Annotated in this window: 25 protein-coding genes; 12 read left to right on the top strand and 13 right to left on the bottom strand. The window is 60.2% G+C overall.

Annotation, left to right across the window (positions count from 1 at the left end; genetic code table 11):
• Positions 1-58 precede the first annotated feature (58 nt).
• The 7 genes from FJD34_RS17875 (at position 59) to FJD34_RS17845 (ending at position 8,335) form a co-directional block, all read left to right on the top strand.
• Positions 59-1,414: an MATE family efflux transporter gene (locus tag FJD34_RS17875; protein ID WP_065944434.1), complete on the top strand. Its 1,356-nt coding sequence runs from the start codon at positions 59-61 to the stop codon at positions 1,412-1,414.
• Positions 1,415-1,496: 82 nt separating this feature from the next.
• Positions 1,497-1,997 carry a sigma-70 family RNA polymerase sigma factor gene (locus FJD34_RS17870; protein ID WP_032857487.1) on the top strand — a complete coding sequence of 167 codons (501 nt, stop codon included), beginning with the start codon at positions 1,497-1,499 and terminating at the stop codon, positions 1,995-1,997.
• 32 nt (positions 1,998-2,029) lie between these two features.
• Positions 2,030-2,998 carry a FecR family protein gene (locus FJD34_RS17865; RefSeq protein WP_090293179.1) on the top strand — a complete coding sequence of 323 codons (969 nt, stop codon included), beginning with the start codon at positions 2,030-2,032 and terminating at the stop codon, positions 2,996-2,998.
• Between the two features lie 96 nt (positions 2,999-3,094).
• A complete protein-coding gene (locus FJD34_RS17860; protein WP_032857486.1) occupies positions 3,095-5,500 on the top strand; it encodes a TonB-dependent siderophore receptor in 2,406 nt (801 codons plus the stop codon).
• A gap of 323 nt (positions 5,501-5,823) precedes the next feature.
• The gene (locus FJD34_RS28415; protein WP_223232715.1) at positions 5,824-6,642 is read left to right on the top strand and encodes a hypothetical protein; all 819 of its coding nucleotides are present in this window, start codon (positions 5,824-5,826) and stop codon (positions 6,640-6,642) included.
• 741 nt (positions 6,643-7,383) lie between these two features.
• Positions 7,384-7,731 (top strand): hypothetical protein, encoded by a 348-nt coding sequence (locus FJD34_RS17850; RefSeq protein WP_139115751.1) that lies wholly within the window; start codon positions 7,384-7,386, stop codon positions 7,729-7,731.
• A complete protein-coding gene (locus FJD34_RS17845) occupies positions 7,721-8,335 on the top strand; it encodes a hypothetical protein (protein WP_032857483.1) in 615 nt (204 codons plus the stop codon). The genes FJD34_RS17850 and FJD34_RS17845 overlap by 11 nt, the downstream gene beginning before the upstream one ends.
• A 13-nt stretch (positions 8,336-8,348) precedes the next feature.
• Here FJD34_RS17845 and FJD34_RS17840 read toward each other — a convergent pair whose 3' ends face one another.
• Positions 8,349-9,500 carry an MFS transporter gene (locus FJD34_RS17840; protein WP_090291433.1) on the bottom strand — a complete coding sequence of 384 codons (1,152 nt, stop codon included), beginning with the start codon at positions 9,498-9,500 and terminating at the stop codon, positions 8,349-8,351.
• A 437-nt stretch (positions 9,501-9,937) separates the two neighbouring features.
• On the opposite strand from FJD34_RS17840, the gene FJD34_RS17835 reads away from it, so the two are divergent.
• Positions 9,938-10,909, top strand: a complete 972-nt coding sequence (locus FJD34_RS17835; RefSeq protein WP_090291431.1) for a diaminopimelate epimerase — start codon at positions 9,938-9,940, stop codon at positions 10,907-10,909.
• Between the two features lie 21 nt (positions 10,910-10,930).
• Here the strand turns inward: FJD34_RS17835 and codA are convergent, their stop codons facing one another.
• From codA to FJD34_RS17775, 12 genes are all read right to left on the bottom strand, one after another.
• Positions 10,931-12,166 carry a cytosine deaminase gene (gene codA, locus FJD34_RS17830; RefSeq protein ID WP_032857477.1) on the bottom strand — a complete coding sequence of 412 codons (1,236 nt, stop codon included), beginning with the start codon at positions 12,164-12,166 and terminating at the stop codon, positions 10,931-10,933.
• Positions 12,167-12,194: 28 nt separating this feature from the next.
• Positions 12,195-13,400: a PucR family transcriptional regulator gene (locus FJD34_RS17825; RefSeq protein WP_090291429.1), complete on the bottom strand. Its 1,206-nt coding sequence runs from the start codon at positions 13,398-13,400 to the stop codon at positions 12,195-12,197.
• A complete protein-coding gene (codB, locus tag FJD34_RS17820; RefSeq protein WP_032857473.1) occupies positions 13,397-14,665 on the bottom strand; it encodes a cytosine permease in 1,269 nt (422 codons plus the stop codon). Before codB ends, FJD34_RS17825 begins: the two co-directional genes overlap by 4 nt.
• 205 nt (positions 14,666-14,870) lie before the next feature.
• Positions 14,871-15,494 (bottom strand): NUDIX hydrolase, encoded by a 624-nt coding sequence (locus FJD34_RS17815; RefSeq protein WP_090291427.1) that lies wholly within the window; start codon positions 15,492-15,494, stop codon positions 14,871-14,873.
• 64 nt (positions 15,495-15,558) lie between these two features.
• Positions 15,559-15,756 carry a helix-turn-helix transcriptional regulator gene (locus FJD34_RS17810; RefSeq protein ID WP_032857469.1) on the bottom strand — a complete coding sequence of 66 codons (198 nt, stop codon included), beginning with the start codon at positions 15,754-15,756 and terminating at the stop codon, positions 15,559-15,561.
• Positions 15,753-16,127, bottom strand: coding sequence for a hypothetical protein (locus tag FJD34_RS17805; protein WP_032857467.1), 375 nt, complete (start codon positions 16,125-16,127; stop codon positions 15,753-15,755). The genes FJD34_RS17810 and FJD34_RS17805 overlap by 4 nt, the downstream gene beginning before the upstream one ends.
• Before the next feature lie 136 nt (positions 16,128-16,263).
• Complete coding sequence (queD, locus tag FJD34_RS17800) at positions 16,264-16,620, bottom strand: 6-carboxytetrahydropterin synthase QueD (RefSeq protein ID WP_003190259.1); 357 nt, start codon at positions 16,618-16,620, stop codon at positions 16,264-16,266.
• A 141-nt stretch (positions 16,621-16,761) separates the two neighbouring features.
• A complete protein-coding gene (locus FJD34_RS17795) occupies positions 16,762-17,154 on the bottom strand; it encodes a hypothetical protein (protein WP_032857465.1) in 393 nt (130 codons plus the stop codon).
• Positions 17,144-17,386 carry a hypothetical protein gene (locus FJD34_RS17790; protein ID WP_146552239.1) on the bottom strand — a complete coding sequence of 81 codons (243 nt, stop codon included), beginning with the start codon at positions 17,384-17,386 and terminating at the stop codon, positions 17,144-17,146. The genes FJD34_RS17795 and FJD34_RS17790 overlap by 11 nt, the downstream gene beginning before the upstream one ends.
• 72 nt (positions 17,387-17,458) lie before the next feature.
• The gene (locus tag FJD34_RS17785; protein WP_032857464.1) at positions 17,459-17,671 is read right to left on the bottom strand and encodes a helix-turn-helix domain-containing protein; all 213 of its coding nucleotides are present in this window, start codon (positions 17,669-17,671) and stop codon (positions 17,459-17,461) included.
• Positions 17,672-17,674: 3 nt separating this feature from the next.
• Positions 17,675-18,256 carry a hypothetical protein gene (locus FJD34_RS17780; RefSeq protein WP_090291426.1) on the bottom strand — a complete coding sequence of 194 codons (582 nt, stop codon included), beginning with the start codon at positions 18,254-18,256 and terminating at the stop codon, positions 17,675-17,677.
• Positions 18,257-18,357: 101 nt separating this feature from the next.
• Entirely contained in the window at positions 18,358-19,437 is a 1,080-nt protein-coding gene (locus FJD34_RS17775; RefSeq protein ID WP_032857461.1) for a patatin-like phospholipase domain-containing protein, read from the bottom strand.
• Positions 19,438-19,596: 159 nt separating this feature from the next.
• Between FJD34_RS17775 and FJD34_RS17770 the strand changes: the two genes are divergently transcribed.
• From FJD34_RS17770 to FJD34_RS17755, 4 genes are read left to right on the top strand one after another with little or no spacing between them, the layout of a single operon-like run.
• The gene (locus FJD34_RS17770) at positions 19,597-19,905 is read left to right on the top strand and encodes a PepSY domain-containing protein (RefSeq protein WP_032857459.1); all 309 of its coding nucleotides are present in this window, start codon (positions 19,597-19,599) and stop codon (positions 19,903-19,905) included.
• Entirely contained in the window at positions 19,905-20,219 is a 315-nt protein-coding gene (locus FJD34_RS17765) for a PepSY domain-containing protein (protein ID WP_032857456.1), read from the top strand. Before FJD34_RS17770 ends, FJD34_RS17765 begins: the two co-directional genes overlap by 1 nt.
• Positions 20,219-20,887: a response regulator transcription factor gene (locus tag FJD34_RS17760; RefSeq protein ID WP_032857454.1), complete on the top strand. Its 669-nt coding sequence runs from the start codon at positions 20,219-20,221 to the stop codon at positions 20,885-20,887. The genes FJD34_RS17765 and FJD34_RS17760 overlap by 1 nt, the downstream gene beginning before the upstream one ends.
• Positions 20,884-22,203: a sensor histidine kinase gene (locus FJD34_RS17755; protein ID WP_090291424.1), complete on the top strand. Its 1,320-nt coding sequence runs from the start codon at positions 20,884-20,886 to the stop codon at positions 22,201-22,203. Before FJD34_RS17760 ends, FJD34_RS17755 begins: the two co-directional genes overlap by 4 nt.
• Positions 22,204-22,326 lie beyond the last annotated feature (123 nt).

The raw sequence follows: 22,326 nt of genomic DNA, 5'->3' as shown, positions 1-22,326 counted from the left end.
TCGGATCCAATACGCTATAACCCCTCGGTCGCTGTGTACTCCAAAGGCCCCGTTTTTCATGCAAAACCCTGTGCAACGCCCGCTGTGGCAGGTCTACCTGTTTTTTCTTGCGCCGATGGTGCTGTCCAACTTCCTCCAGAGTTTTTCCGGCACTCTCAATGGCATCTATGTCGGGCAGATGCTCGGCACCCAGGCGCTGGCGGCGGTGTCGGGGATGTTTCCCATTGTGTTCTTTTTCATCGCGTTGGTGATTGGCCTGGGGGCGGGCGCTTCGGTGCTGATTGGCCAGGCTTGGGGGGCGCGGGAGACCGCGCTGGTCAAGGTCATCACCGGTGCAACGCTGACCCTGGGCGCATTGATCGGGGTGATTGCGGCCGTGCTCGGCAGCCTGTTCGCGCGTGGGGCCATGCAGGCGCTGGGCACGCCGCTGGATGTGCTGGACGAAGCCGTCGGCTATGCCCAGGTGATGATGCTGATCATGCCGCTGCTGCTGGTGTTCATCCTCTATACCCAACTGCTGCGGGGTGTGAGCGATACGATTTCGCCGTTATTGGCGTTGATGGTCTCGACGGTGGTCGGCCTGTTGTTGACCCCGGCGCTGATCCGCGGGTGGCTGGGGTTGCCGCCCATGGGCATCCAGAGTGCGGCCTATGCAGGATTGGTGGCCAACGCCGTGGCGATGCTGTTTCTGGTGCTGCGCCTGCGCCATAAAAAGCATGTGATGGCACCGGATCGCGCGTTGCTGGCAGCCTTGCGCCTGGACCGGGCGGTCCTCGGCAAGGTCCTGCGCATCGGCCTGCCCACGGGGTTGCAGATGGTGGTGCTGTCCCTGTCGGAGCTGGTCATCCTGGCGTTGGTCAATGGCCACGGCTCTCAGGCGACGGCGGCGTATGGCGCGGTGACGCAGATCGTCAACTACGTACAGTTCCCGGCACTGTCGATTGCCATCACCGCCTCGATCCTCGGTGCCCAAGCCATTGGCGCCGGACGCCTGGAGCGCATCGGCCCGATCCTGCGCACCGGGCTTGCCATCAACCTGTGCCTGACGGGTGGCCTGATCCTGCTCGGCTACGCCTTGTCCCACTGGCTACTGGGTCTGTTCATCACTGATGTACAGGCACGGGTCCAGGCCGAACACCTGCTGCACATCATGCTCTGGAGCATTCTGGTGTTTGGCTTCCAGGCGGTGATTGGCGGCATCATGCGCGCCAGTGGCGTGGTGCTGATGCCGGTGGCGATCTCGATCTTCTGCGTGCTGGGCGTGGAGTTGCCGGTGGCGTATCTGCTCAATGCACGCTTTGGCCTGGAAGGGGTGTGGATGGCGTTTCCGGTGACCTACCTGGTGATGCTCGGGTTGCAGGCCGCGTATTACCGGTTGGTGTGGCGGCATAAGCAGATCAAGCGGTTGGTCTAGAGACTGGATTGGCGACGGGAAGCAATTGCTCCGCTTAATAGGAAACATTACTATTCACGTCCCGCCTACCCAGTGCATCCCGATGACTCCCCAGCCGCCCCGCAGACCAGGCTTTTTCGCGTACTACGAAGAGTTGGTCGGGACGTGGACGCGGCGCCTGCGTAATCGCCAGCAGGCCGAGGACCTGGCCCACGATACGTTTGTGCGGGTTCTGGAGTCCAAGTCGGCGCTGGTCGAGCAGCCGCGTGCCTATTTGCACCAGACGGCGCGCAATATTGCGGTGGATGCCTATCGTCGCGAAGATCGTCGCGGGGCAATGGAGCTGCAAGCCTTTGATCAGAGTATGTCGCCTAATGGCGACCCGGAGCATTTCATGCACGCGTTCCAGCTCGCAGACTCCATCGAGCGGGCCCTGGCCGAATTGCCGCTCAATTGCCGCAAGATCTTCATCTGGCAAAAGATCGAGGGCTTGACCCAGCAGGAAATCGCCGAGCGCCTGGGGCTTTCTAAAAACATGGTGGAAAAGTATATGATCCGCACCCTGCGGCATCTGCGTGACCGCCTGGACGCGCTGGCACCATGACCAATGCCCGCTTTGAAACAGGATCTTCCATGATGGATACCCGTGAGTGTGCCTGTGGCAGCGTAACGGTGCGTGACGAGGCGGCGCAGTGGTTCGTGCGTTTGCAGGGCCGCCCGGTGAGTGTCGAAGACAAGCGTCTTTTCGATGACTGGTGCAGGGAACATCCTGAGCACCAGTATGAATTCGAGGTACTGCAAGGGCTGTGGAACGCCACCGATCTGCTGCCCAAGGGCCGTTTGCAGGCGCTGTGTGATGAGCCGGCCGTACGCAAGCGGCGCTCGGTCGTGCGTTATGCCATGGCGGCCAGTGTATTGGCGGTGGCCGTTGGCCTTGGGCTGTTCAGTGGCCTGGATCATCCGGCGGCGTATGACGCTCAATTCAGCACCGTATTGGGGGAGCGTCGCCAGGTGGCGCTGCCTGATGGTTCGCTGATGGATCTGAACAGTCGCAGTGTGGTGGTGGTGCATTACGAAAAGGGGCGGCGCGGTATCGAGCTCAAGCAGGGCGAAGCGATGTTCAGCGTCGAACACGACACCAGTCGGCCGTTTGTGGTGCAGGCCGGCGCCGGGCAGGTGACGGTCACCGGGACGCGTTTTGATGTGCGCCGTGACGATGACCGAACCCGGGTGGTGGTCGAGGCGGGGACGGTCAAGGTGCAAGGGCATGCGGCGCAGCCAGCGGTTACACTGACGGCTGGCCTGGGTACAACCGTCGATAGCCAGGGCGCGGTGGCGGCGGCCTATGCGGTCAACCCGCAAGAGCTGACGGCCTGGCGTACCGGCAAACTAATATTCAACAACGCCAGCCTCGGTGAAGTGGTGCGGGAAGTCTCGCGTTACCGCGAAAAACCGCTGCGGGTCAGTGCGTCAGCCAGTGATTTGCGCCTGACCAGCGTGTTCAAGGCCAACGACACCGATGCCTTGCTCAAGGCCTTGCCGCACATTCTGCCGGTGGCCTTGCGCACGCTGCCTGACGGTAGCCAGGAAATAATTTCGCGCTAGGTTCAGGTTTTTTTCGAGTTCTTCGTCTTCTTGTCCAACTGCAACTGGTTTGCATTAACAGCCGCGCTCTCTTGGCATCACCGGACTAGGTACGACGTGAAAAAACTCGCTGCGAACAACAATAAAACCTCCCGCTGGGCCCCCCTGGCCCTGGCCTTGGCGGTCAGTGCCGCAATGCCAGCGGCTTTTGCTGACGATGCCATTCATATCAAGGCTCAGTCCCTTGGGGCGGCGCTGAGCCAATTGGGCCAGCAAACTTCGCTGCAAGTATTTTTCAGCCCGCAGATGGTGGCCGGCAAACAGGCCCCGGCCGTCGACGGCAACCTGTCGCCGGAAGAGGCCCTGCGCCAGTTGTTGCAAGGCAGTGGCCTGGACTATCAGATCGACTCGGGTTCAGTGACTCTGCATCCTCAGGCCAATGGTACCGGTGAAGCCGGTTCCCCCCTGGAGCTCGGTGCGACCGATATCAAGGTGGTGGGCGACTGGCTGGGGGATGCCAATGCCGAAGTGGTGCAGAACCACCCCGGCGCACGAACCGTGATCCGTCGCGAGGCCATGGTGGAGCAGGGCGCGATGAACGTCGGTGATGTGCTGCGCCGGGTGCCCGGTGTGCAGGTGCAGGAGTCCAACGGTACCGGCGGCAGCGATATTTCCCTCAACGTCGGTGTACGTGGCCTGACGTCGCGCTTGTCACCGCGCTCCACGGTATTGATTGACGGTATTCCCGCTGCTTTCGCGCCCTACGGTCAGCCACAGTTGTCGATGGCGCCGATCTCAGCCGGCAACCTGGAGAGTATCGACGTGGTACGTGGCGCCGGCTCCGTGCGTTATGGACCGCAGAACGTCGGCGGGGTGATCAACTTCGTGACCCGGGCGATCCCCGAGACCTTTTCCGGTGAAGTCGGTACCACCCTGCAAACCTCGTCCCACGGGGGTTGGAAACATGTCGACAACGCCTTTATCGGCGGTACTGCGGACAATGGCATTGGCATGGCGCTGCTGTATTCCGGGGTCAATGGCAACGGGTACCGCGATAGCAACAGCGGCAACGATATCGACGATGTGATCCTCAAGACCCACTGGGCGCCGACCGATCAAGACGATTTCACCCTCAATTTCCACTACTACGACGCCAGCGCCGACATGCCCGGCGGCCTGACCCAGAAGCAGTACGACGCCAATCCTTATCAGTCGGTGCGCGATTGGGACAACTTCAGCGGGCGGCGCAAGGATGTCTCGTTCAAGTACATCCGCCAGATCGACGACCGTACCCAGGCCGAAGTGCTGACGTACTATTCCGACAGTTTTCGCGGCAGCAACATCGCCAGCCGTGACCAAGTGACCCTCGGTTCCTTTCCGCGCACCTACTACACGTTTGGCATCGAGCCACGGGTGTCCCATGTGTTCGACCTGGGGCCGACCAGCCAGGAAGTCAGTGTCGGCTACCGCTACCTGAAAGAGGGGATGCACGAACAGGCCAGCAACCTGCGGCTGGTCAACAACGTACCCACACCGGTCGGCCAGAATGACGGCCATGTCTATCAGGACCGTACCGGTGGCACCGAGGCCAATGCGTTCTACATTGACGACAAGATCGATGTTGGCAAGTGGACGATCACACCCGGCATCCGCTTTGAAAGCATCCGCACCGAATGGCATGACCGGCCGGTGGTGGGCTTGAACGGCACCCGCACCCAGGAGAAACGTCGTGAGGTCAAGAACAACGAACCGTTGCCAGCCCTGAGCGTGATGTACCACGTCTCCGATGCCTGGAAACTGTTTGCCAACTACGAAACGTCCTTCGGCAGCCTGCAATATTTCCAGTTGGGCCAGGGCGGTAACGGCGACCAGACGGCCAATGGCCTGGAGCCGGAAAAGGCCAAGACCTACGAGATCGGCACCCGCTACAACGATGATGTCTGGGGTGGCGAAGTGACGTTGTTCTATATCGACTTCTCCGACGAGCTGCAGTACGTCAGCAATGACGTAGGTTGGACCAACCTGGGCGCCACCAAGCACACGGGTATCGAGACCTCGGCCCACTACGATCTGTCCAACCTCGACCCGCGCCTGGACGGTTTGACCGCCAACGCCGGTTTCACTTACACCAAGGCGACCGCCGAAGGCGACGTGGCGTTCAAGGGCCGTGACCTGCCGTTGTATTCCCGGCAAGTGGCGACACTGGGGCTGCGTTATGCCGTCAACCACTGGACCCATAACCTGGACGCGTATGCTCAGTCCGGCCAACGGGCACCCGGTACCACCAGCACCTATATCACGCAGCCGACCGCAGATGGCCAGTACGGTGATATCCCGGGGTATGTTTCCGTCAACGTACGCAGTGGCTATGACTTTGGCGCCCAGTTATCGAACCTGAAGCTGGGCGTGGGGGTGAAAAACCTGTTCGACCAGCAGCACTACACCCGTTCCAGTGATAACAACTCCGGGATTTACCTGGGCGAGCCGCGGACGTTCTTTGTACAGGCGAGCGTGGGTTTCTGACGGGGATCGTCGCCTGTCCTGAGGGTGATCGGGGCGGCGGCGCTTTGTCTTTTGATGGGTGCATTGATGCTGACACGCGTCAATGTGCTTTTCCTCCTGGTGTTGCTCTTGCCTCTTACGATCCTTCTGTCGATGTTGAAGGGTTGTTCTGGTACTCGTCCTACCTTTTTTAAGCGATTTTCATCGCTTTCAGGAACCGAACTCCGTAGGCCTGCCACAGACACAATTAGCCCACTGTGCACGGGCATCCCGCGATCAGCTTATCGCCGGGGTGCTTTGGACGGTGAGGTACATCGTGTCAACAAGCCGCACTGGAGAACATTATGTCGGTACCTGCGTTCAATCAGCCTATCGTCAACCTACCTAATGACGCCACGCGTCATGGGGCCGAAGCAAAGGCCAACACCACGGGCGCTGCCGCGCCGGCCACCGGACCAGCCTCCAAGGGGCCTAGTTTCGGCGGGCCAGAGACTAAGTTGGGGCCTGTGCTTGCTGGTGTGCAGAGCGATGCAGCTCGGGGGGGCAGGCCTCCGCACCATGGGAGCCCGCCGCCAAGGCCTTTTCCTCAGCAGCCGGATCCGATCTATTCAAAACGCAGCCATGATCAGTTGGCCCAGCAACTGCTGGACAACTTCAAGGTATTCAACGATCCGAAAAACCCGTCGTACATTACGCCACAAGGTTTGAAAACCAAGGCTGAAAGCCCTCTGACAGGCCATCCGCACAAGGACCAGGACACCCGGCTGGCGAGAGAAATCATGAAACGTCCGGACCTTCTCAAAGCGCTTGACCGCGACGGTCGTACGGGTGGGTTGGATGCTCAGCTTACCCGGCAAAATATCTATGACGTCATACGCTCCGACAACCCGTTGAAGTTCAAGGACGACGAACAACTCGCCAAGGACATGCTTAAGAACTTCAATCAGTTGAAAGGAAGCTTCTGGAGCAAAGATATCAAGTTCGCCGATCTCGATGCCAAGGCCCAGCGCCCGCTGACGGGTGACACTTACAGGGATCAACTCACCCAACTGGCAAGGGAGGTCTCCAACCGGTCCAACCTGCTGCAACAAATGGACAATACTGCTGGCCCCGACTATGACGGCAGGATCAACAAGAAAGCGTTGAAGAAGTTGTCCCGTTAGACCGCTGGCAGTACAGAACCGGGAAGTACCGCAAGTCTTTCGCGGTGTTTCCCGGTTCGCCCCGGATTCCCAATTTCTCGATGACAGGGCAGTCTGATACTGCCCGCATCCGCTCATCGCCTGCTACTTCAATGATCAGGAACTGTTTTCAGTGGGTTGCCACATAACGTGTATCTGGCGGCCTTTATGACGCTGCCGGTTTTACTCAAAGCGAGGGTGTTGACATGACTTCAACGTCGTTTGGAACTCAAACTCCCGGCCTGCCGCAATCCCTTCTTGTGCCTCCTTGCGAAAACAGCACGCAGGGCCAATCTATCGGCGTCCAGAGTCAGGATACGCCTGGCAAGGAAGGTGCCGAAGTTCAGCAATTCAAGAATTTTTCTGGTCAATACACATTCAAGGCCCCGGCAGCGGACGACTTTGCCAAGGGCATGCTGCCCTACCGACCCCCCGTTGCTCCAGGCGCCACAATGGAGGCTGGCGCAGGTGTCACAACGGGGCTGATCAGCGCTATAAAAGCCTTGCTGGGGGGGGGCAGGTCGGGAACGTTGTCGTCCCGAGAACCTGACTGAATCTGCGCCCAGGCCCTGCTCGTTGTTTACATGCAGTCATCGAAAATGATCGGCTACCCCGGAACCATTGCGGGCGGTAGGCCACATACTTTGCGCTTGTTGGAAGCCACTCTTGCAGTGACGGTGGTGGCCGGTCTGAGTATGGATCTAGTAAAGGTGGAAATGAAACATGGCAATTGACGGTGGGGTACCTCTGCTGCGGCCCGATATCACGAGCCGCCATGATGCGATACCGGATGACGCACAACAGAAAGCTCATGCTGCTTCAAGCGAGAACACGCCGCGTGGGTGGCAGGTTGACAATCAACCTTTGCCCAGCACGATTCGATCCTCAGGTTTCCGGCGCCCCTTGCGATGGGCCACGCCTGACGAGATCACGCAGCATCATCAGGAGCTGAAAAACACGCCACCAGCGCGTGCAACCCATGTGAATCCCTATACCCAACTGCCGGATAGCCAGCTAGTGAAGGCGCTGGGTGATCATTTTTCCGCGCTGGAAAACTTTCATGAAAAATGAAGGATTGAAACTGTCGTCGCTGCAGCGAATCGCCAGTGAAAAAATGACTGATACACCAGCGCTCAATAACGCCATCCTGCTGGCCAGAGCCCTTGTCCTGCGCCCACGGTTGATCGACGCAATCCTCGATGAGAAGGGTTTTATAACGCGGCAAAGTCTGTCGAGGGCCGTAGAGGGCGTATTTGGCAACAGCGACCCGAATGCCTTCAGCTCGGACCCCTTTCACGCCAAGACCAATGTCGAGCTGGTGCAGGCGTTCAGGGCGGCATTTGATGAGCTGCGTGACAGGTCCCGGGACCGTATAAGCTTTTTTGAGAGCGTCGGCTATGTGCAGATCGAGAGGCTTGTCTCAATCAGCAGGGACCCGGACGAAATGGACAAGGAGGGCGTGGTCATTCGGGACCCTGCCACGGGGTTGCCGAAAAAGATGTACAGCGAACAACTGGTGTACATGTCCAAAAACCTGGTGGACCGCCCCAGGCTCTTGAGCTCACTGGAACGCATCCATTCTGGCTGGCGACGCATTTATGGCAGTCATTACCAGAAGGGGTGGTTGAGCAACAAAGACCTTGATGGCTGGCTTGAAAACAACAAGAACCTGTAGTGCCCCGGGGTTATTACACCCGCAGTATTTTCCCACTGATCGCTACGCCCAGCAGGAGCACGGCGATCAACACAAAGGCCACGCTCAGGCTGCTGCCGTGGGCGATAAAGCCGATCAGCGCGGGGCCTGCGAGAATACCCGTATAACCCAGTGTGGTAATGGCGGGCACCGCAATATGCTCCGGCATGACCGTTTGTTTGCCGACTGCGGTGTACAGCACCGGCACGATATTCGAACAGCCGGCGCCTACCAGTGCATAGCCCAGCAGCGCGGTCTCCCACGCGGGAAGCAGCGTGGCCAACAGCATGCCGGTGGTGGCCAGCGCGCCGCCGATCACGATTACCCGTGTGGCACCCAGGCGACGAACAATGGCATCACCGGTCAGGCGTCCGATGGTCATGGTCAAGGCAAACGCCGCATAACCCAGGCCCGCATAGGCTTCATCGAGGCCGCGTTCGTCACTGAGGAACACGGCGCTCCAGTCGAGCACGGCACCTTCTGCCAGGAACACGATAAAACACAGGCAGCCGATAAACAGCACCACGCCGTGCGGGATGGCAAAGGCTGGGCCGCGGCTCTCACTGCCGTAGGGCAACAAGTGCGGGGCCGCCTTGAGCAGTGCGGCCAGCGTAATCACGATGACCACCAGGGTGGCCGAAAGCGGTGAGAGCCCCAAGCCCAGCAACGCGCTGACACCCGCCGCCCCGACAATCCCTCCCAGGCTGAACAGCCCATGGAAACCCGACATCATGGTTTTGCCACTGGCCCGTTCAACGATCACCGCCTGCAGGTTGACGGTGGAGTCCACCGTGCCAAGGCCTGCACCGAACAGAAACAACCCTGCTATCAGCCACGGTATCGAGCTGACCGTGGCCAGCATCGGCAAGGCCACGCAAAGCAGGATCGTCCCGGCGCTGAGCACACGTCGGCAGCCATAGCGTGACGCCAGCACGCCGGCTACCGGCATGGCGATTATGGACCCCACGCCCAGGCACAACAGCAACAGGCCCAGCGTACCTTCGTTGAGTTGTGCGCGTGCCTTGGCATAGGGGACCAAGGGGGCCCAGGCGGCAATACCGAAGCCTGCAATAAAAAACGCGATACGGGTCGACATTTGTTCCTGGCGTCCTGGAACCACAGGCGCAGGGGTGGGAATGGCAGTCATGAAAATCCTTGGTTTTGCGTTCAGCGAACGATGTCTGGCGCGACATCCTTGCACATCAGGCCTTATCGAGCGAGCCAGGTTCCCTTGGGCGCCATGAACTTTCTTTTTACAAGACGGAACACTTTGCCAATGACCACCACATAGAGGCTATCAGACCTGCTTGAGGTGGCCTGGATGGTGCGTAATCCGTGTGAATGGTGTTGAACCCCGGGCTGTTTGCACAGGATTACCACCTTCCAGGCCACTTTTGCATGCGGATCAGGTGGCTGCCGGGACGTACGCCCTGACTTGCACGACCTCGGCACGAGTGACCCAGGTGTTTTTGCCATGGTCATGCTCAGCACTCCCGTAAGTGGTGTCCTACGCCGACATCCCCCACAATCGCCATGCGCTTTTCCCATTGCCGACAATCGGCGGATGTTGAGGTGGACCACACAATGACCTTGTTCTACGACGCTCGCGGCAATATCTACGGAGTGGTCAGCCCGGCCCTGTTACGTCGCCGGGGCATTGCCGTGCCCACCAGCGCCGCACTGGCCGCCAGTACCCGCCAGGCGTGGACGGCGTCGGCGATAGCGTCTGAATGTGGCTGGGGAACGTCGCCGCGTCCAGCCGAGGCCAAGGCCTATCGCTGCGATGGTTTGCTGGTCGGGCCGTTTCAGGCTGCGCCGCCGTATGACCTGCTGATCATCAATACCGATGGTTCCCTGGCCGAGCGCAGTGGCAATGGCTTGACGATCTTTGCCCAGGCCCTGACGGATGCGGGGTTGATGACCCAGGCCTGCGAACTGCTGGTACACCATGACAAACCTGATGCGCTATCGCCGGTGGCGACATGGGTTGAGCCGGCGGTCCATGAGCAGGTTCCAGGGTTCTGGTTGGCGCTGGGGCAGCCGGCATTCGGGCCGCCGGCGGTGGGTGCGCAGGGGGTGGGGAGTGCCGAGCCGGGCCCTGTGAGTGCGCTGGCCGCGATCAACTCGCAATGGGCACGCAGTCAATTTGTGCGTATTGGCAATCCCCATTGTGTGACCTTGGTCGAGCGCGTATCGGCCTTGCCGGACAATCGGCAAATGCACCAGCCTGAGCTGTTTGACGCGTTGAAAGCGATTGCCTTTGCCCCTCCAGCAGGTGATGGCCGGCCCTGTGCGGCCGGGGTCAACCTGCAATGGGTCGCGCGCGCCGCAGCCAATCGGGTGATTGCCCGAGTATTTGAGCGTGGCGAGGGACCTACGGCGTCCTCCGGGACCAGTGCCAGCGCGGTTGCCTGTGCGGCTTGGCGGGCTGGCTGGGTCGAGGCGGGAGACGTTGCCGTGGTGATGCCGGGTGGCACGGCGCCGGTACGTCTGCAGGTTCAGGCGGATACGCTGCTGAGTGTCAGTCTTTTCGGGGCCGCGACGCACCAAGGCTGAGGGGTATACGTACTTGATTGTTTATAGAAACGTCACTTGCGCCGGCTGGCGCTTCATCAACACCTTGGCGTTGCGGATCGAATACAGCGCCAGGCCCTGGCTGCGAATGACTTCGTAGTCGCTGTCTGCCGACAGGATCAACAGGTTGGCCGGCCGCCCGGGCTCCAGGCCGTAGCGATCGCCCAGGGCCATGGCTTTGGCGCTGTTGTCGGTGACCAGGTCCAGGGCCCTCTGCAGGTTGCTGTAGCCGAGCATATGGCAGATATGCAAACCGGCTTCGAGCACCCGCAGGATGTTGCCGTTGCCCAGTGGGTACCAGGGGTCGACGATGGAGTCCTGGCCGAAGCAGACGTTCATGCCGGCCTCCAGCAATTCGTTGACCCGGGTCACGCCCCGGCGTTTGGGGAAACTATCGAAACGGCCCTGCAAGTGAATGCTTTCGGTGGGGCAGGACACAAAGCTGATGCCGGAGTGTCCCAGCAGGCGAAACAGTTTGGCGCAGTAGGCATTGTCGTAGGAGCCCATGGCTGTGGTGTGGCTGGCGGTGACGCGGCTACCCATGTCACGGCTGCGTGCCTCTTCGGCCAGCACTTCGAGAAATCGCGAGTGGGGGTCGTCGGTTTCATCACAATGCACGTCGACCAGGCAGCCCGTGCGTTCGGCCAGGTCCATGAGGAACTTGACCGAGCTGACCCCCTGGTCGCGTGTGTACTCGAAATGGGGAATGCCGCCGACCACATCGGCGCCGAGGCGAATGGCTTCCTCCATCAGCTCGCGGCCATTGCGGTAGGACTCGATGCCCTCCTGGGGAAACGCGACAATCTGCAGGTCGATCAGGTGGCTGCTCTCCTGGCGCACTTCGAGCATGGCCTTGAGCGCCGTCAAGTCGGGATCGGTGACGTCCACATGGGTGCGTACATGCTGGATGCCATGGGCCGCCAGGGCCTGGATGGTCTGTTTGGCGCGGGTCTTGGTGTCTTCCTGGGTGATGCTGGCCTTGCGTTCGCCCCAGCATTCGATCCCTTCAAACAGCGTCCCGCTCATATTCCAGCGCGGTTCGCCGGCGGTGAGGGTGGCGTCGAGGTGGATATGTGGCTCGACAAAAGGCGGCACCACCAGGTTACCGGCGGCATCCAGGTCGTCCGGTCCCAGGGGCGGTACGGCCGTTTGTGGGGTAATGCTGGCGATCCGGCCATGTTCCAGGTGCAGATCATGCAGGCCTTCACGGTTGCGCAGGCGGGCGTTGATGATATGCATGGGCAAGTTCCTCTTGGGCAAAAAGCAATCAGGCAGACAGCCGCCAGATCATCAGCGCGACGCCGATGTCCAGACGGTCATTGGGATTGTCCAGCGATAGCCCGCACAGGGCCTCGATGCGCTGGACGCGGTGGGTCAGGGTGTTGCGGTGGACCGCCAACCGCAGGGCCGCAGCCACAAGGTTACCATTGTCGAGGAACCAGGCTTGCAGGGTCGGCATCAGGCTGGGGCCGTGGCGTTGGTCATGGCGCAGCAGAGGCCCCAGGCGTTCATGGAGAAACTGGTCGAGTAGCCCGCGATCGCGCACCGCGCTCAGTAGCTTGAGCACCCCGAGTTCATCGTAGACACAGACACCGGCATGTTCGCCAAAGCGCCGGGCGACCACCAGCGCCTGGCGAGCTTCGTCCAGGGCCTGGGCCAGGCCGGAGGCCGGGTGTTGGGCCGCGCTCAAGCCGATACAGAGCTTTAGCGGGGCCAGGCGCAGATTCAATGGTTTGAGCCAGTTCACCAGGCGTTGCCGGTGGTCCTGATGGGGGGCCGCAAGCAGCAGGGTCCATTGTCCAGCCCTGCCGAGCACGGGCAGGCGCGAGGGATGCTCGGCGGCGAACTGGCGCAATCGACGGGTAATGCCATCGTGCTGGCGGGCCAATTGGGTCTCGGCATCCCCCGCCAGGTTTTGCGCAAATAACGCGTCGCCGCCGTCCAGTTGCAGTTGCGCGACTTGCCAGTGCCCGGTCAGTGGCATGCCCAGTTGGCTGGCGCGGTGCAGGAGCAGGTCGAGGGATTGATAGTCTCCGGCCAACAGGCGCTCCAGCACGTCATGCCGTGAACGCCCCAACTGTTCGGCCTCGATCAGCGCGGAACCGATGGCCTGGGTTACCAGGACCATTTTCAGTGAATAAGGTTGTTCGATCAGCGGCATTCCGGCGGCGTCGGCGGCGTCCAGCAATCCCGGGGCAATCCCCTGGATGTAATCCGGCCCCGTCAGGATCACCAGGCCGGCGACGCGCCGCGAGCAGGCTTCGTCCAGCAGGCGCAGGAGATTGGTCTCATCCCGTGGATGGTTGATGCCGGTGACGAACACCAGTTCACCGCCTAGCACCCACTCGGCAATGCCGTTGTTCTCGGCCACATAAGGCCAGCGCACGCCATTATCCAGGCCTGCGCTACCCGCGCGCAGGCTCATGGATTCCAGCCCCGGGAGGGCCAGCACATCCGCCACGGTCAGGCTCATGCCTGAACGTCAGCCAATGGCACGCGTATGCGCAGGACGGCCGTGAGCAGGATGTAAGTGGCGGCCGCAGCGACAATCCCTACCAGGGGCGCAACCCACGGCGAGCTGAATGCCAGCACCGTCCCGACGGCATAGGCCATCAGCCCCGGCCAATTGAACGCCGGCAAGCGCACGTCTGCCAGCCGAGGATACTGGCCGCGATAGCGATAGAAGAAGTCGGCCATGATCACCCCGCCAATCGGTGGAATCACGGTGCCCAGCAAAATCAGGTAGGGCACCAGCATGTCGTACATGCCCAGCAAGGCCAGCAGGGTACCGATCACGGCGCCGGCCAGGGTCACGGTCTTGCGCCGTCTGGTACGCAGCAGGTTGCAGCCGGCGACGGCGAAGTTGTAGATGGTGTTGTCCTGGGTACTCCAGATATTGAGCAGCAACATGGCCATTGCGGCCATGGCGAAACCTTGCAGCAGCAACACTTCCACCACATCCGGCTGTTGATAGACGATGGCGCCATAGGCACCGATCAGCACCATCAGGCCGTTGCCGATAAAAAAGCCGATCAGGCTGGCCAGTACTGCCACCTTGGCCGAGCGGGAAAACCGTGTCCAGTTGGTCGCCTGGGTGGCGCCACTGACAAAGGTGCCGAATACCAGGGTAATGGCCGTGGACAGATCCAGCGCGCCACTCGGCACGACCGCGAGCAAGCCTTCAAGCCCGCCGACTTTCACGGTGGCCACCCACATCGACAGCAACAGCAGCAGGCCCATGGCCGGGACGGCAATGTAAGAGAGGATTTCCAGGCCTCGATAACCCACGTAGGCCGTGGCGCAGAACACCAGGCCGAACAGCACCATCAGCGCCAGCACGCTGCCCTGGCTCAATTCGAAATATTTGCCCAGCACCACGGCCGCCGTGGCGGTGCCCCAGGCGTACCAGCCAATCTGGGTGAAGCCCAGGATCAGGTCGCTCAACTTGCTACCCACTTCACCGAAGCAGAAACGCCCCATCAGCACCGAGTTCAAGCCGCTCTTGAAGGCGATGTAACCCAGGCCTGCGGCGTAGATACCCAACAGCAGGTTACCCAGGGCCACGACACCGAGCATCTGGGTAAAACTGAAGGCCACCCCCAGCTTGCCGCCGGCGAACATGGTCGCGGTAAAAAAGGTAAAGCCCAGCAACACCATGGCCGTGGAGCCAAGGCCCTTGCGTGCATGCATAGGCACTTCGCTGAGAGGGTAATCGTTGCCCGGTTCGTTCTGCGTCATGTGCCGTTCCCCTGTGAGTGACACAGGGCCTGTTGCAGCGCGCGTGCCAACTGCGTGGCAGTGATGGGTGCACGGTGGGCGCTGTGCAGGTTGCACAGTATTCAGGGCTGGGCAGGCCCGGAAGGCGAAATTGCTTGTGGGTGTTGCCCTGCCGGGCACGAATGCGGTGCAGGGGTGATACAAATTGGATCACTACGCCTGGGTGTCAGTCGAACAGGGTTTGGGTGATGTCCCCGCGGTGAAAGGCGAAGGCCGCTTCAAGATCACTCTCGATGGTGCGCCCGCGTGACAGGGGCGGCAGTTCGTCGAGGCGGAAGAAACCGACGTCGGTGGTTTCAAAACCCGCCATGGGAGCGGCCTGGTCGGTGCGCTCGCAGAGAAAATACAACTTGTAGAAGTCCCGCACGTCGGGCCGGTACAGGCCCTTGGCTTTGTGGGTCACGCTGTACAGCGCCCGTGCGGTGACACTCAGCCCAGCCTCTTCGTGAAGCTCCTTGACGATGTTTTCGGCGGCCGACAACCCGATATCGGCATAGCCCCCCGGCAATGCCCAGCAGCCATCCGTCGCTTCGCGCACCAGCAGGATCTGATCGCCTTCAATCAGCGCGCCACGGACATCGATCATTGGTGTTGAATAACGTTGGGCGAAGTCCGAGACCAGTCCGGTAATGCGCTCCAGCGGCACGTGCCCCAACTGCGCGAGCATGTTGTGGGCAATCTGGGCGATCTCTTCCAGGCGTTCGCGCTCGAAGTCATCGGTGCAAAAGTGCAGCCCGGTGGAGGCCAATGCCTGCAGGCGCTTGGCCTGGGCCAGCCAGGTGGATTCCATGGTTCAGTTCCTTGAGTTGCGGCGAAGTCTGGTTTTAATCGCTGTGATCCTCGAACGCAAACCCTTACGCCGAGGGCGCCTCAAAAATCGCCTCGATCGGGCGCTCAAACAGCCTGGCTATTTTGAAGGCCAGCGGCAAACTGGGGTCGTAGCGGCCGGTCTCGATGGCGTTGACGGTCTGGCGCGACACTTCAAGTTGTGCCGCCAGATCCGCCTGGGACCAGCCCCGTTCGGTGCGCAGTTCGCGCATCAGGTTGTTCATCGATAACGCCTTGCGCCGATCACCGTGGCCACTGCCCAGATACCGCCCATGAGGGGCCATACAAAAAACATCGACAGGCGTGGCAGGCCGGCGGTTTCCAGGAAGCCATAACTGAAAGTGATCAGCGCCGTGCAGATGAACGCGATGCCCAGAGCTTCCAATTGAATCTTGCGGCCCATTTCATCCATCCGGCCCAATTGACGGATCACCACGAAGGCCAAGGCAATCAGCGGGATGACCGGAACCAGGGCTAGGGCGATTTTCCCGGACCCTTCGGGAGCATCGGCCAGGAAGTGGGTGCTGACGAGCACGGCAGCCAGGTAGGCGGCCAGGGCAATGAAGAACTCCACCAGGTAGCGTTTGATCGACATAGGAACCTCTGAAAGTAAAGGGTGCTTTACATTGGAGGGGCGATCAGTATATGTCAAGCTCGCTTTACATTCGAGGCTGCCTGAACGACGGGTACAAAAAAACCACCGCTGTGGGTGGTTTTTTCAACTCATCGCCTTACTCTCCGCGATAAATGCAACCGCTGGTGCAGGTTTCATGAATACGGATGGCGCTCAGCTCTGGCAGCAACGGCTTCAACTCGTTCCAGATCCACTTGGCCAGCACTTCGCTGGTAGGGTTTTCCAGGCCGGGGATGTCGTTGAGGTAGTTATGGTCGAGGCGCTCGTAGAGCGGCTTGAAAATCGCCTTGATCTCTGAGAAGTCACGGATCCAGCCGGTATGCGGATCGAGGTCGCCGCTCAGGTGGATGGCCACCTTGAACGAGTGACCGTGCAGGCGCCCGCATTTGTGGCCTTCGGGGACGTGAGGCAAGCGGTGGGCGGACTCGAATGTGAACTCTTTGAAAATTTCCACGGTATGACCTGTAAGGCAGGAGTTTCTAGGGCGATGTGCGATTGTCAGTATCGGGTGGGCGCTTGATGGGCCCGGGCGAGCGACGTGGTGCGCATTCTAACCTGTTTTATCAAGCGATCTGGCGGTGTGTGTAAAGTCCGGTTATTCCTGGGACCATACCGTTGTACTGACCTTGACCCCATCACCGCACGGCAGTGCGCGCTGCGACCCTCGGCGCTCCAGTTCTGCATACGCGCGTGCGCACTGCTCCTGCCCTTGGGCGACGGCGTTATCAATGCTGATATTGCCGGTGGTTTCGGACACCAGGTCGCCATTTTTCTCCACTCTGATCAATGGCCGTTCGGGCTGAATCGCAAAGCGGCTTTTCGTCGGCTCGGGGTTCAGTACCGGGGCGGTGGGGGCTGCTGGCAATTGATCCTCGGTGACGCCATACCGAGTGAGAAGCGACGGATTGGGCAGGTCTTGCGCGTTTGCATGGCCTAGTGCCAAAAGCAGCAACAAAAAAAGGCTACATGTTTTGTTGTTAAAACCCATGATGAGTGTTTTCCATGGTTGATTCCGGTTGGGCTGGATTAAAGAACAACTTGTTGTTGTCGCAGCCACGTTTACGGCAAGGAGTTTCCAGCCAGGTAGAAGAACCGTAGCGGTTGCCAAACTGCGTGCCAGGTTCATAAACCTTGAACGAGGAAGGGTTGAAACTGGTGTTGCTGCATCCGCCAGTCATCAGGACGATAGTGAAGAGGCCCAGGAACTTCATGAGTTTCATAGGAAAAGGTCCGCTTTAAGTTGATCAGTGTTTTACAAGGCTGCCCAAGAGCCAGGCAGTACAGTCCAGGGTCTAGGGCTCTTCAGACTCGAACTCCAGCAAGTCGCCGGGCTGGCAATCCAGGGCGATACAGAGCTTGTTCAGGGTTTCGAGTTTAAAGCCTTTGATTTTTCCGTTTTTCAATAGCGACAGATTGGCTTCCGTAATCCCAATGGCTTCTGCAAGCTGGTTGGAGCGGATCTTTTTCTTCGCCATCATGACGTCCAAACGAATAATGATGGTCATGGTTTAGATGATGCTTTTGTTTTCATCGTTGATAACTTTTGACTCAGCCACTATGAGTGAAAATGCGCAAAGGAATATGCCTTGCAGTATTCCATAGATGGCCTGGGACGAAATACCAATGCCGATGCTGATGCTTCGCTCATTGGGTGGCATATCGATAGCAAAGGCCAGCCCTTGAAGCGTCTCAATAATGGGGGTCAGCAGGGGGTTAATAATAAACAGTAAGCCCATCCACCACAGCATTCTGATGTTTGACTCGGTCCAGATATTACCTTTGGAAATACCCATGAAAAACAGCCCGGTGAGCACCAGTGCAACAATCGTCAGGCTGATGGGCAGCATTTCCAATGCCAGGGCCAGGCCCATGGCCAGCAAAGATGGCTGATAGCCGGGTGCCAGCAACAAAGGCATCTGTTCGCCGTAGGTCTTCATGTAGTCCGCCAGGGCGCTGGGAAAGTCGAAGACCCAGAACAAAATGGGCGCGCCGAACTCGATCAATGCGACGCACCATGCCAGCAGCGCGGCAAATGCCCCGATGGATCGCAGTCGGGTGTTGGTGGAGATGGAGTCGAGATGATTGTTCATGGGTAGATCCATACGGGCTGATGGAAGAATAATCCATGAATAATTATCTAATTACAATAATTTCTTTCGAAAAATAATTAGCCGTGCTTGCGGCAGGCAATTCAGAGCTCGATCAGGCGCTCGCCCAATCTGCCGCTATCGACCAATTCAAGGAATTCATCACCCAAGCGCTGGCTTTCACTCATTGCGGTTTGCCAGTACTGATTGCGGCGGGCGTCGTCCCCCAGAAAGCGCTTGAAGTCGCTTCGATCCGGCAATTTGCCGTGGGGCAGGCGGGCCAGATAGTCCCGTGACGGGGCCACTAGCAACACATCCTGCAAGCCCTGCGGGTTGCTGCGCCGCCAGGGCAGGCTCTTGTCGAACCAGCCGGGGATGACCCGATCGGTGAAGTGCGGGTACAGCACAATGTCATCGCCGTGGTAGGGCAGGTCGAGGTGGTAGTCCAGCAGGCCGCCATCGCGATAGGTGCCAGCACCGGCGCCCGGCAAGTCGCGCACGCCTTGCATGACCATCGGGATCGAACCGGACGCCAGCAATGCCTGGCGCAGGTTGCCCAGTTCCAGGTCGAGAAAGCGTGAAGGGAAGTCCTTGAGCGGGTGCAGGGGTGGCGCCTGGCGCGGGTCGTGGATGATCAGTCGCTCAAAATGCCGGGACAGTCGCGCACGGCCGCGCAGGTTGTCGGCGATCACCGAGGACAGTCCCAGGCCCAGGCGGCCACGGTGGTCGTCGGCCAGCAGGCCATGGCTTTTGACGACAACGATGTTCAGGCGATAGTGCGGGTTGGCCAGAAGCATCGCATCGCGGCCGGCCAGCAGGTCATCGAGCATGCGCTGGCAGCTCTGGCTGACCTCGGCCATGGTCACGCCCTTGGCAAAGCGTTGCTCGTTGTACAGGCGACCGAGATCGAGCAGACCCTGCACCGGGTCGGGCAGGCAGGCGCTGGCAAAGCGCCAGGAACCGATGGACGCACCAATCAGCGAGCGCTCGCGGGGCGCGCGCGCCAGCCAGTCACCGAACAGCGCCAAGTCCAGGCCCTGGATCCCCAATGCCTTGGGGCCACCGGCCGCGCCGGGCAGGATGCCCACGTCTTGAGGTTTGAGGCCTTGCTCGCGAATGCGTGAAAAGGCGCGCTGGCCAGCCTTGATCGTCAGGGCTGGGAACTTGATGTGGATGGCCGTCATACCGATCTCTGTGCAGGCGAGCGGGGCAGTATAGGAAATCTTCCCCAGGGCCTGGCAAGGTGTTGTGGGATAATTGCCATGATGGCAATTCAGTTTCAGTTAAGTTGCGATCCGTACTGTGGGGGCCGTAGGCAAAACATCCTGAAATGGAGAATCATCATGAAAATCCTCACGGCAACTATTGCCGCCAGTATCATCGCCCTCACCACCGGCCTGGCTCAGGCGCGGGACCTGGGGCCGGATGAAGCGCTGAAATTGCGTGACGCTGGTACCATCCAGTCTTTCGAGAAGCTCAATGCCGCTGCCCTGGCCAAACATCCTGGCGGCACCGTGCATGAGACCGAGCTGGAACAGGAGTACGGCAAGTATATTTACCAGGTTGACCTGCGCGATGCCCAAGGTGTGGAGTGGGATGTGGAATTGGACGCGGTCACCGGGCAAGTCCTCAAGGATCATCAGGATACGTAATGAAGGTAAATCTACGCACCGGCAGTCGACTGGCGCTGGTGCTCCTGGCCTTTTGCTCGGTGGTGGCTGCCCGGGACCTCAATCAGGACGAAGCCCTGGCGCTGCGCCAGCAAGGGGTGATCCTGCCCCTTGAACAACTGTTGCAGCAGGCCATGGCGCGGCATGCCGGCTCCCGGTTGCTGGAGGCCGAGCTTGAGAGTAAACACGGTAGTTACGTCTATGAAGTGGAGCTGGTGACCACCGACGGCGTGGTTCGGGAAATCAAACTGGACGCGACCACCGGCGTACTGCTTAAAGACGAGGAAGATGACTGATGCGCCTGCTTCTGGTGGAAGACCACGTGCCCCTGGCCGATGAGTTGATGGCCGGGCTCAAAACCCAGGGCTATGCGGTGGATTGGCTGGCGGACGGTCGCGATGCGGTGTATCAGGGGCGCAGCGAGCCTTACGACCTGATCATCCTTGACCTCGGCCTGCCCGGGTTGCCGGGGCTTGAGGTGCTGAGCCAATGGCGCGCCGCTGCCCTGGCGACCCCGGTATTGATCCTCACCGCCCGCGACTCCTGGGCCGAGCGCATCGAAGGGCTCAAGGCCGGGGCCGACGATTACTTGAGCAAGCCGTTTCACCCCGAGGAGTTGCACCTGCGCATCCAGGCCCTGTTGCGCCGTTCCCATGGCCAGGCCAACCAGCCGACGCTACAGGCGGCCGGCCTGCACCTGGATGAAGGCCGCCAGTGCGTGATACGCGACGGTGCCGAGGTGCAACTGACCGCTGCCGAGTTTCGCCTGCTGCGCTACTTCATGCTGCATCCCGAGCAGATCCTGTCGAAAAGCCATTTGGCCGAACATTTGTATGACGGTGAAACCGAACGTGACTCCAACGTCCTCGAAGTCCATGTCAACCACCTGCGGCGCAAGCTCGGCCGTAGCGTAATTGAAACCCGGCGCGGCCAGGGTTATCGCTTTGGCGCCAGCCCCACGTGAGGTCGATCCAGCGGCGGCTGAGCCTGGGGCTGATCAGCGTGATGGTGATCGTCGGCCTGGTGCTGGCGCAAACCAGCCTGTGGCTGTTCGAAATGGGCCTGCAGCGCTACCTGGAGGCTGGCCTGCGCAACGACAGCGAAAACCTGCTGGTGGCCCTGGTGCGCGGCCCAGGTGGTGTGCAACTGGATGAGCAACGCTTGTCGCCGGCCTATCAACGGCCGTTCTCCGGGCATTATTTTCGTATCGACTTCAGTGACAACCACTGGCGCTCCCGCTCACTGTGGGACCAGGAGCTGCCGCAACTGCCCCAGGCTGGCTTGAAGGGTAATCTGCAGTTGGGGCCCGAAGGCCAGCAATTATTGATATTGCGCTCGGACTACAAACGGTTTGGCCAGGCGATTTCGATCAGCGTGGCCCAGGACTACACACCTGTCAGGGAAAGTTTTCGCCTGATGCGCCAAGTTGGCCTGGTCCTCGGGTTGGCGGCGTTACTGCTGATCCTGGTTCTGCAGCGTGTCACTGTGCGCCGGGCGCTGCGCCCACTGGAAACCGCCCGCGAGCAGATTGCGCAGTTGCAGCAAGGCCAGCGCTCTCAACTGGATACCCAGGTGCCAGTGGAGCTGGAACCGCTGGTGGCGCAGATCAATCACCTGTTGGCCCATACCGAAGACAGCCTCAAGCGCTCACGCAATGCCTTGGGCAACCTCGGCCATGCACTGAAAACCCCATTGGCGGTGTTACTGAGCGTGGCGTCCAGCGAGCAGCTCAAGGACCGGCCACAGTTGGCCAAGCTGCTTCGCGAACAATTGACACAAGTGCAGCAGCGGCTCAACCGTGAACTCAACCGCGCGCGTCTGGCCGGTGAAACCCTGCCTGGTGCATTGTTCGACTGCGACAGTGAACTGCCGGGCCTGCTGGCGACCCTGAATATGATCCACGGCGAGCACCTGGACTTGAGCTACCACGTGCGCCCTGGCCTGCAATTGCCGTGGGACCGCGAAGACTTGCTGGAGCTGCTGGGCAATCTGCTGGACAACGCCTGTAAATGGGCGGATGCCGAAGTGCGCCTGAGCATTGAGCAGACTACGCACAATTACCAATTGATCGTCGAGGATGACGGCCCGGGCATTCCCGAGAGTCAGCGTGACCAGGTTTTCAGCCGTGGTACCCGCCTGGACGAACAAACCCATGGACACGGCCTGGGGTTGGGCATCGTGCGCGATATCGTCGAGGTGTGGGGGGGCGCGTTGCAGTTGCACGAGAGTGAACTGGGCGGCCTCAAGGTGCTGATCGAGTTGCCTCGACGCCCAACCTGATTGGCCGAAAGGCCATCAATGTGGGGAGCCGATTTGCAACAAGACTTTTCTTGCGGCGCCTGGGCGGGACAATTTCGCATATAACAACGACCTGGCTAGCCGTGCCAAGCAAGTTTCCCAGGC

This window comes from Pseudomonas brenneri (assembly GCF_007858285.1).
Lineage (GTDB): Bacteria > Pseudomonadota > Gammaproteobacteria > Pseudomonadales > Pseudomonadaceae > Aquipseudomonas > Aquipseudomonas brenneri.
Note: the sequence above shows the minus strand (reverse complement) of the source record. Positions and strands in the feature narration are given on the sequence as shown.

Excerpts from the sequence above, each read along its gene's own strand:
- FJD34_RS17875 (WP_065944434.1), top strand. The coding sequence starts at position 59 with ATGCAAAACCCTGTGCAACGCCCGCTGTGGCAGGTCTACCTGTTTTTT.
- FJD34_RS17870 (WP_032857487.1), top strand. The coding sequence starts at position 1,497 with ATGACTCCCCAGCCGCCCCGCAGACCAGGCTTTTTCGCGTACTACGAA.
- FJD34_RS17865 (WP_090293179.1), top strand. The coding sequence starts at position 2,030 with ATGGATACCCGTGAGTGTGCCTGTGGCAGCGTAACGGTGCGTGACGAG.
- FJD34_RS28415 (WP_223232715.1), top strand. The coding sequence starts at position 5,824 with ATGTCGGTACCTGCGTTCAATCAGCCTATCGTCAACCTACCTAATGAC.
- FJD34_RS17850 (WP_139115751.1), top strand. The coding sequence starts at position 7,384 with ATGGCAATTGACGGTGGGGTACCTCTGCTGCGGCCCGATATCACGAGC.
- FJD34_RS17845 (WP_032857483.1), top strand. The coding sequence starts at position 7,721 with ATGAAAAATGAAGGATTGAAACTGTCGTCGCTGCAGCGAATCGCCAGT.
- FJD34_RS17840 (WP_090291433.1), bottom strand. The coding sequence starts at position 9,500 with ATGACTGCCATTCCCACCCCTGCGCCTGTGGTTCCAGGACGCCAGGAA.
- FJD34_RS17835 (WP_090291431.1), top strand. The coding sequence starts at position 9,938 with ATGACCTTGTTCTACGACGCTCGCGGCAATATCTACGGAGTGGTCAGC.
- codA (WP_032857477.1), bottom strand. The coding sequence starts at position 12,166 with ATGCATATCATCAACGCCCGCCTGCGCAACCGTGAAGGCCTGCATGAT.
- FJD34_RS17825 (WP_090291429.1), bottom strand. The coding sequence starts at position 13,400 with ATGAGCCTGACCGTGGCGGATGTGCTGGCCCTCCCGGGGCTGGAATCC.
- codB (WP_032857473.1), bottom strand. The coding sequence starts at position 14,665 with ATGACGCAGAACGAACCGGGCAACGATTACCCTCTCAGCGAAGTGCCT.
- FJD34_RS17815 (WP_090291427.1), bottom strand. The coding sequence starts at position 15,494 with ATGGAATCCACCTGGCTGGCCCAGGCCAAGCGCCTGCAGGCATTGGCC.
- FJD34_RS17810 (WP_032857469.1), bottom strand. The coding sequence starts at position 15,756 with ATGAACAACCTGATGCGCGAACTGCGCACCGAACGGGGCTGGTCCCAG.
- FJD34_RS17805 (WP_032857467.1), bottom strand. The coding sequence starts at position 16,127 with ATGTCGATCAAACGCTACCTGGTGGAGTTCTTCATTGCCCTGGCCGCC.
- FJD34_RS17795 (WP_032857465.1), bottom strand. The coding sequence starts at position 17,154 with ATGGGTTTTAACAACAAAACATGTAGCCTTTTTTTGTTGCTGCTTTTG.
- FJD34_RS17790 (WP_146552239.1), bottom strand. The coding sequence starts at position 17,386 with ATGAAACTCATGAAGTTCCTGGGCCTCTTCACTATCGTCCTGATGACT.
- FJD34_RS17785 (WP_032857464.1), bottom strand. The coding sequence starts at position 17,671 with ATGACCATCATTATTCGTTTGGACGTCATGATGGCGAAGAAAAAGATC.
- FJD34_RS17780 (WP_090291426.1), bottom strand. The coding sequence starts at position 18,256 with ATGAACAATCATCTCGACTCCATCTCCACCAACACCCGACTGCGATCC.
- FJD34_RS17775 (WP_032857461.1), bottom strand. The coding sequence starts at position 19,437 with ATGACGGCCATCCACATCAAGTTCCCAGCCCTGACGATCAAGGCTGGC.
- FJD34_RS17770 (WP_032857459.1), top strand. The coding sequence starts at position 19,597 with ATGAAAATCCTCACGGCAACTATTGCCGCCAGTATCATCGCCCTCACC.
- FJD34_RS17765 (WP_032857456.1), top strand. The coding sequence starts at position 19,905 with ATGAAGGTAAATCTACGCACCGGCAGTCGACTGGCGCTGGTGCTCCTG.
- FJD34_RS17760 (WP_032857454.1), top strand. The coding sequence starts at position 20,219 with ATGCGCCTGCTTCTGGTGGAAGACCACGTGCCCCTGGCCGATGAGTTG.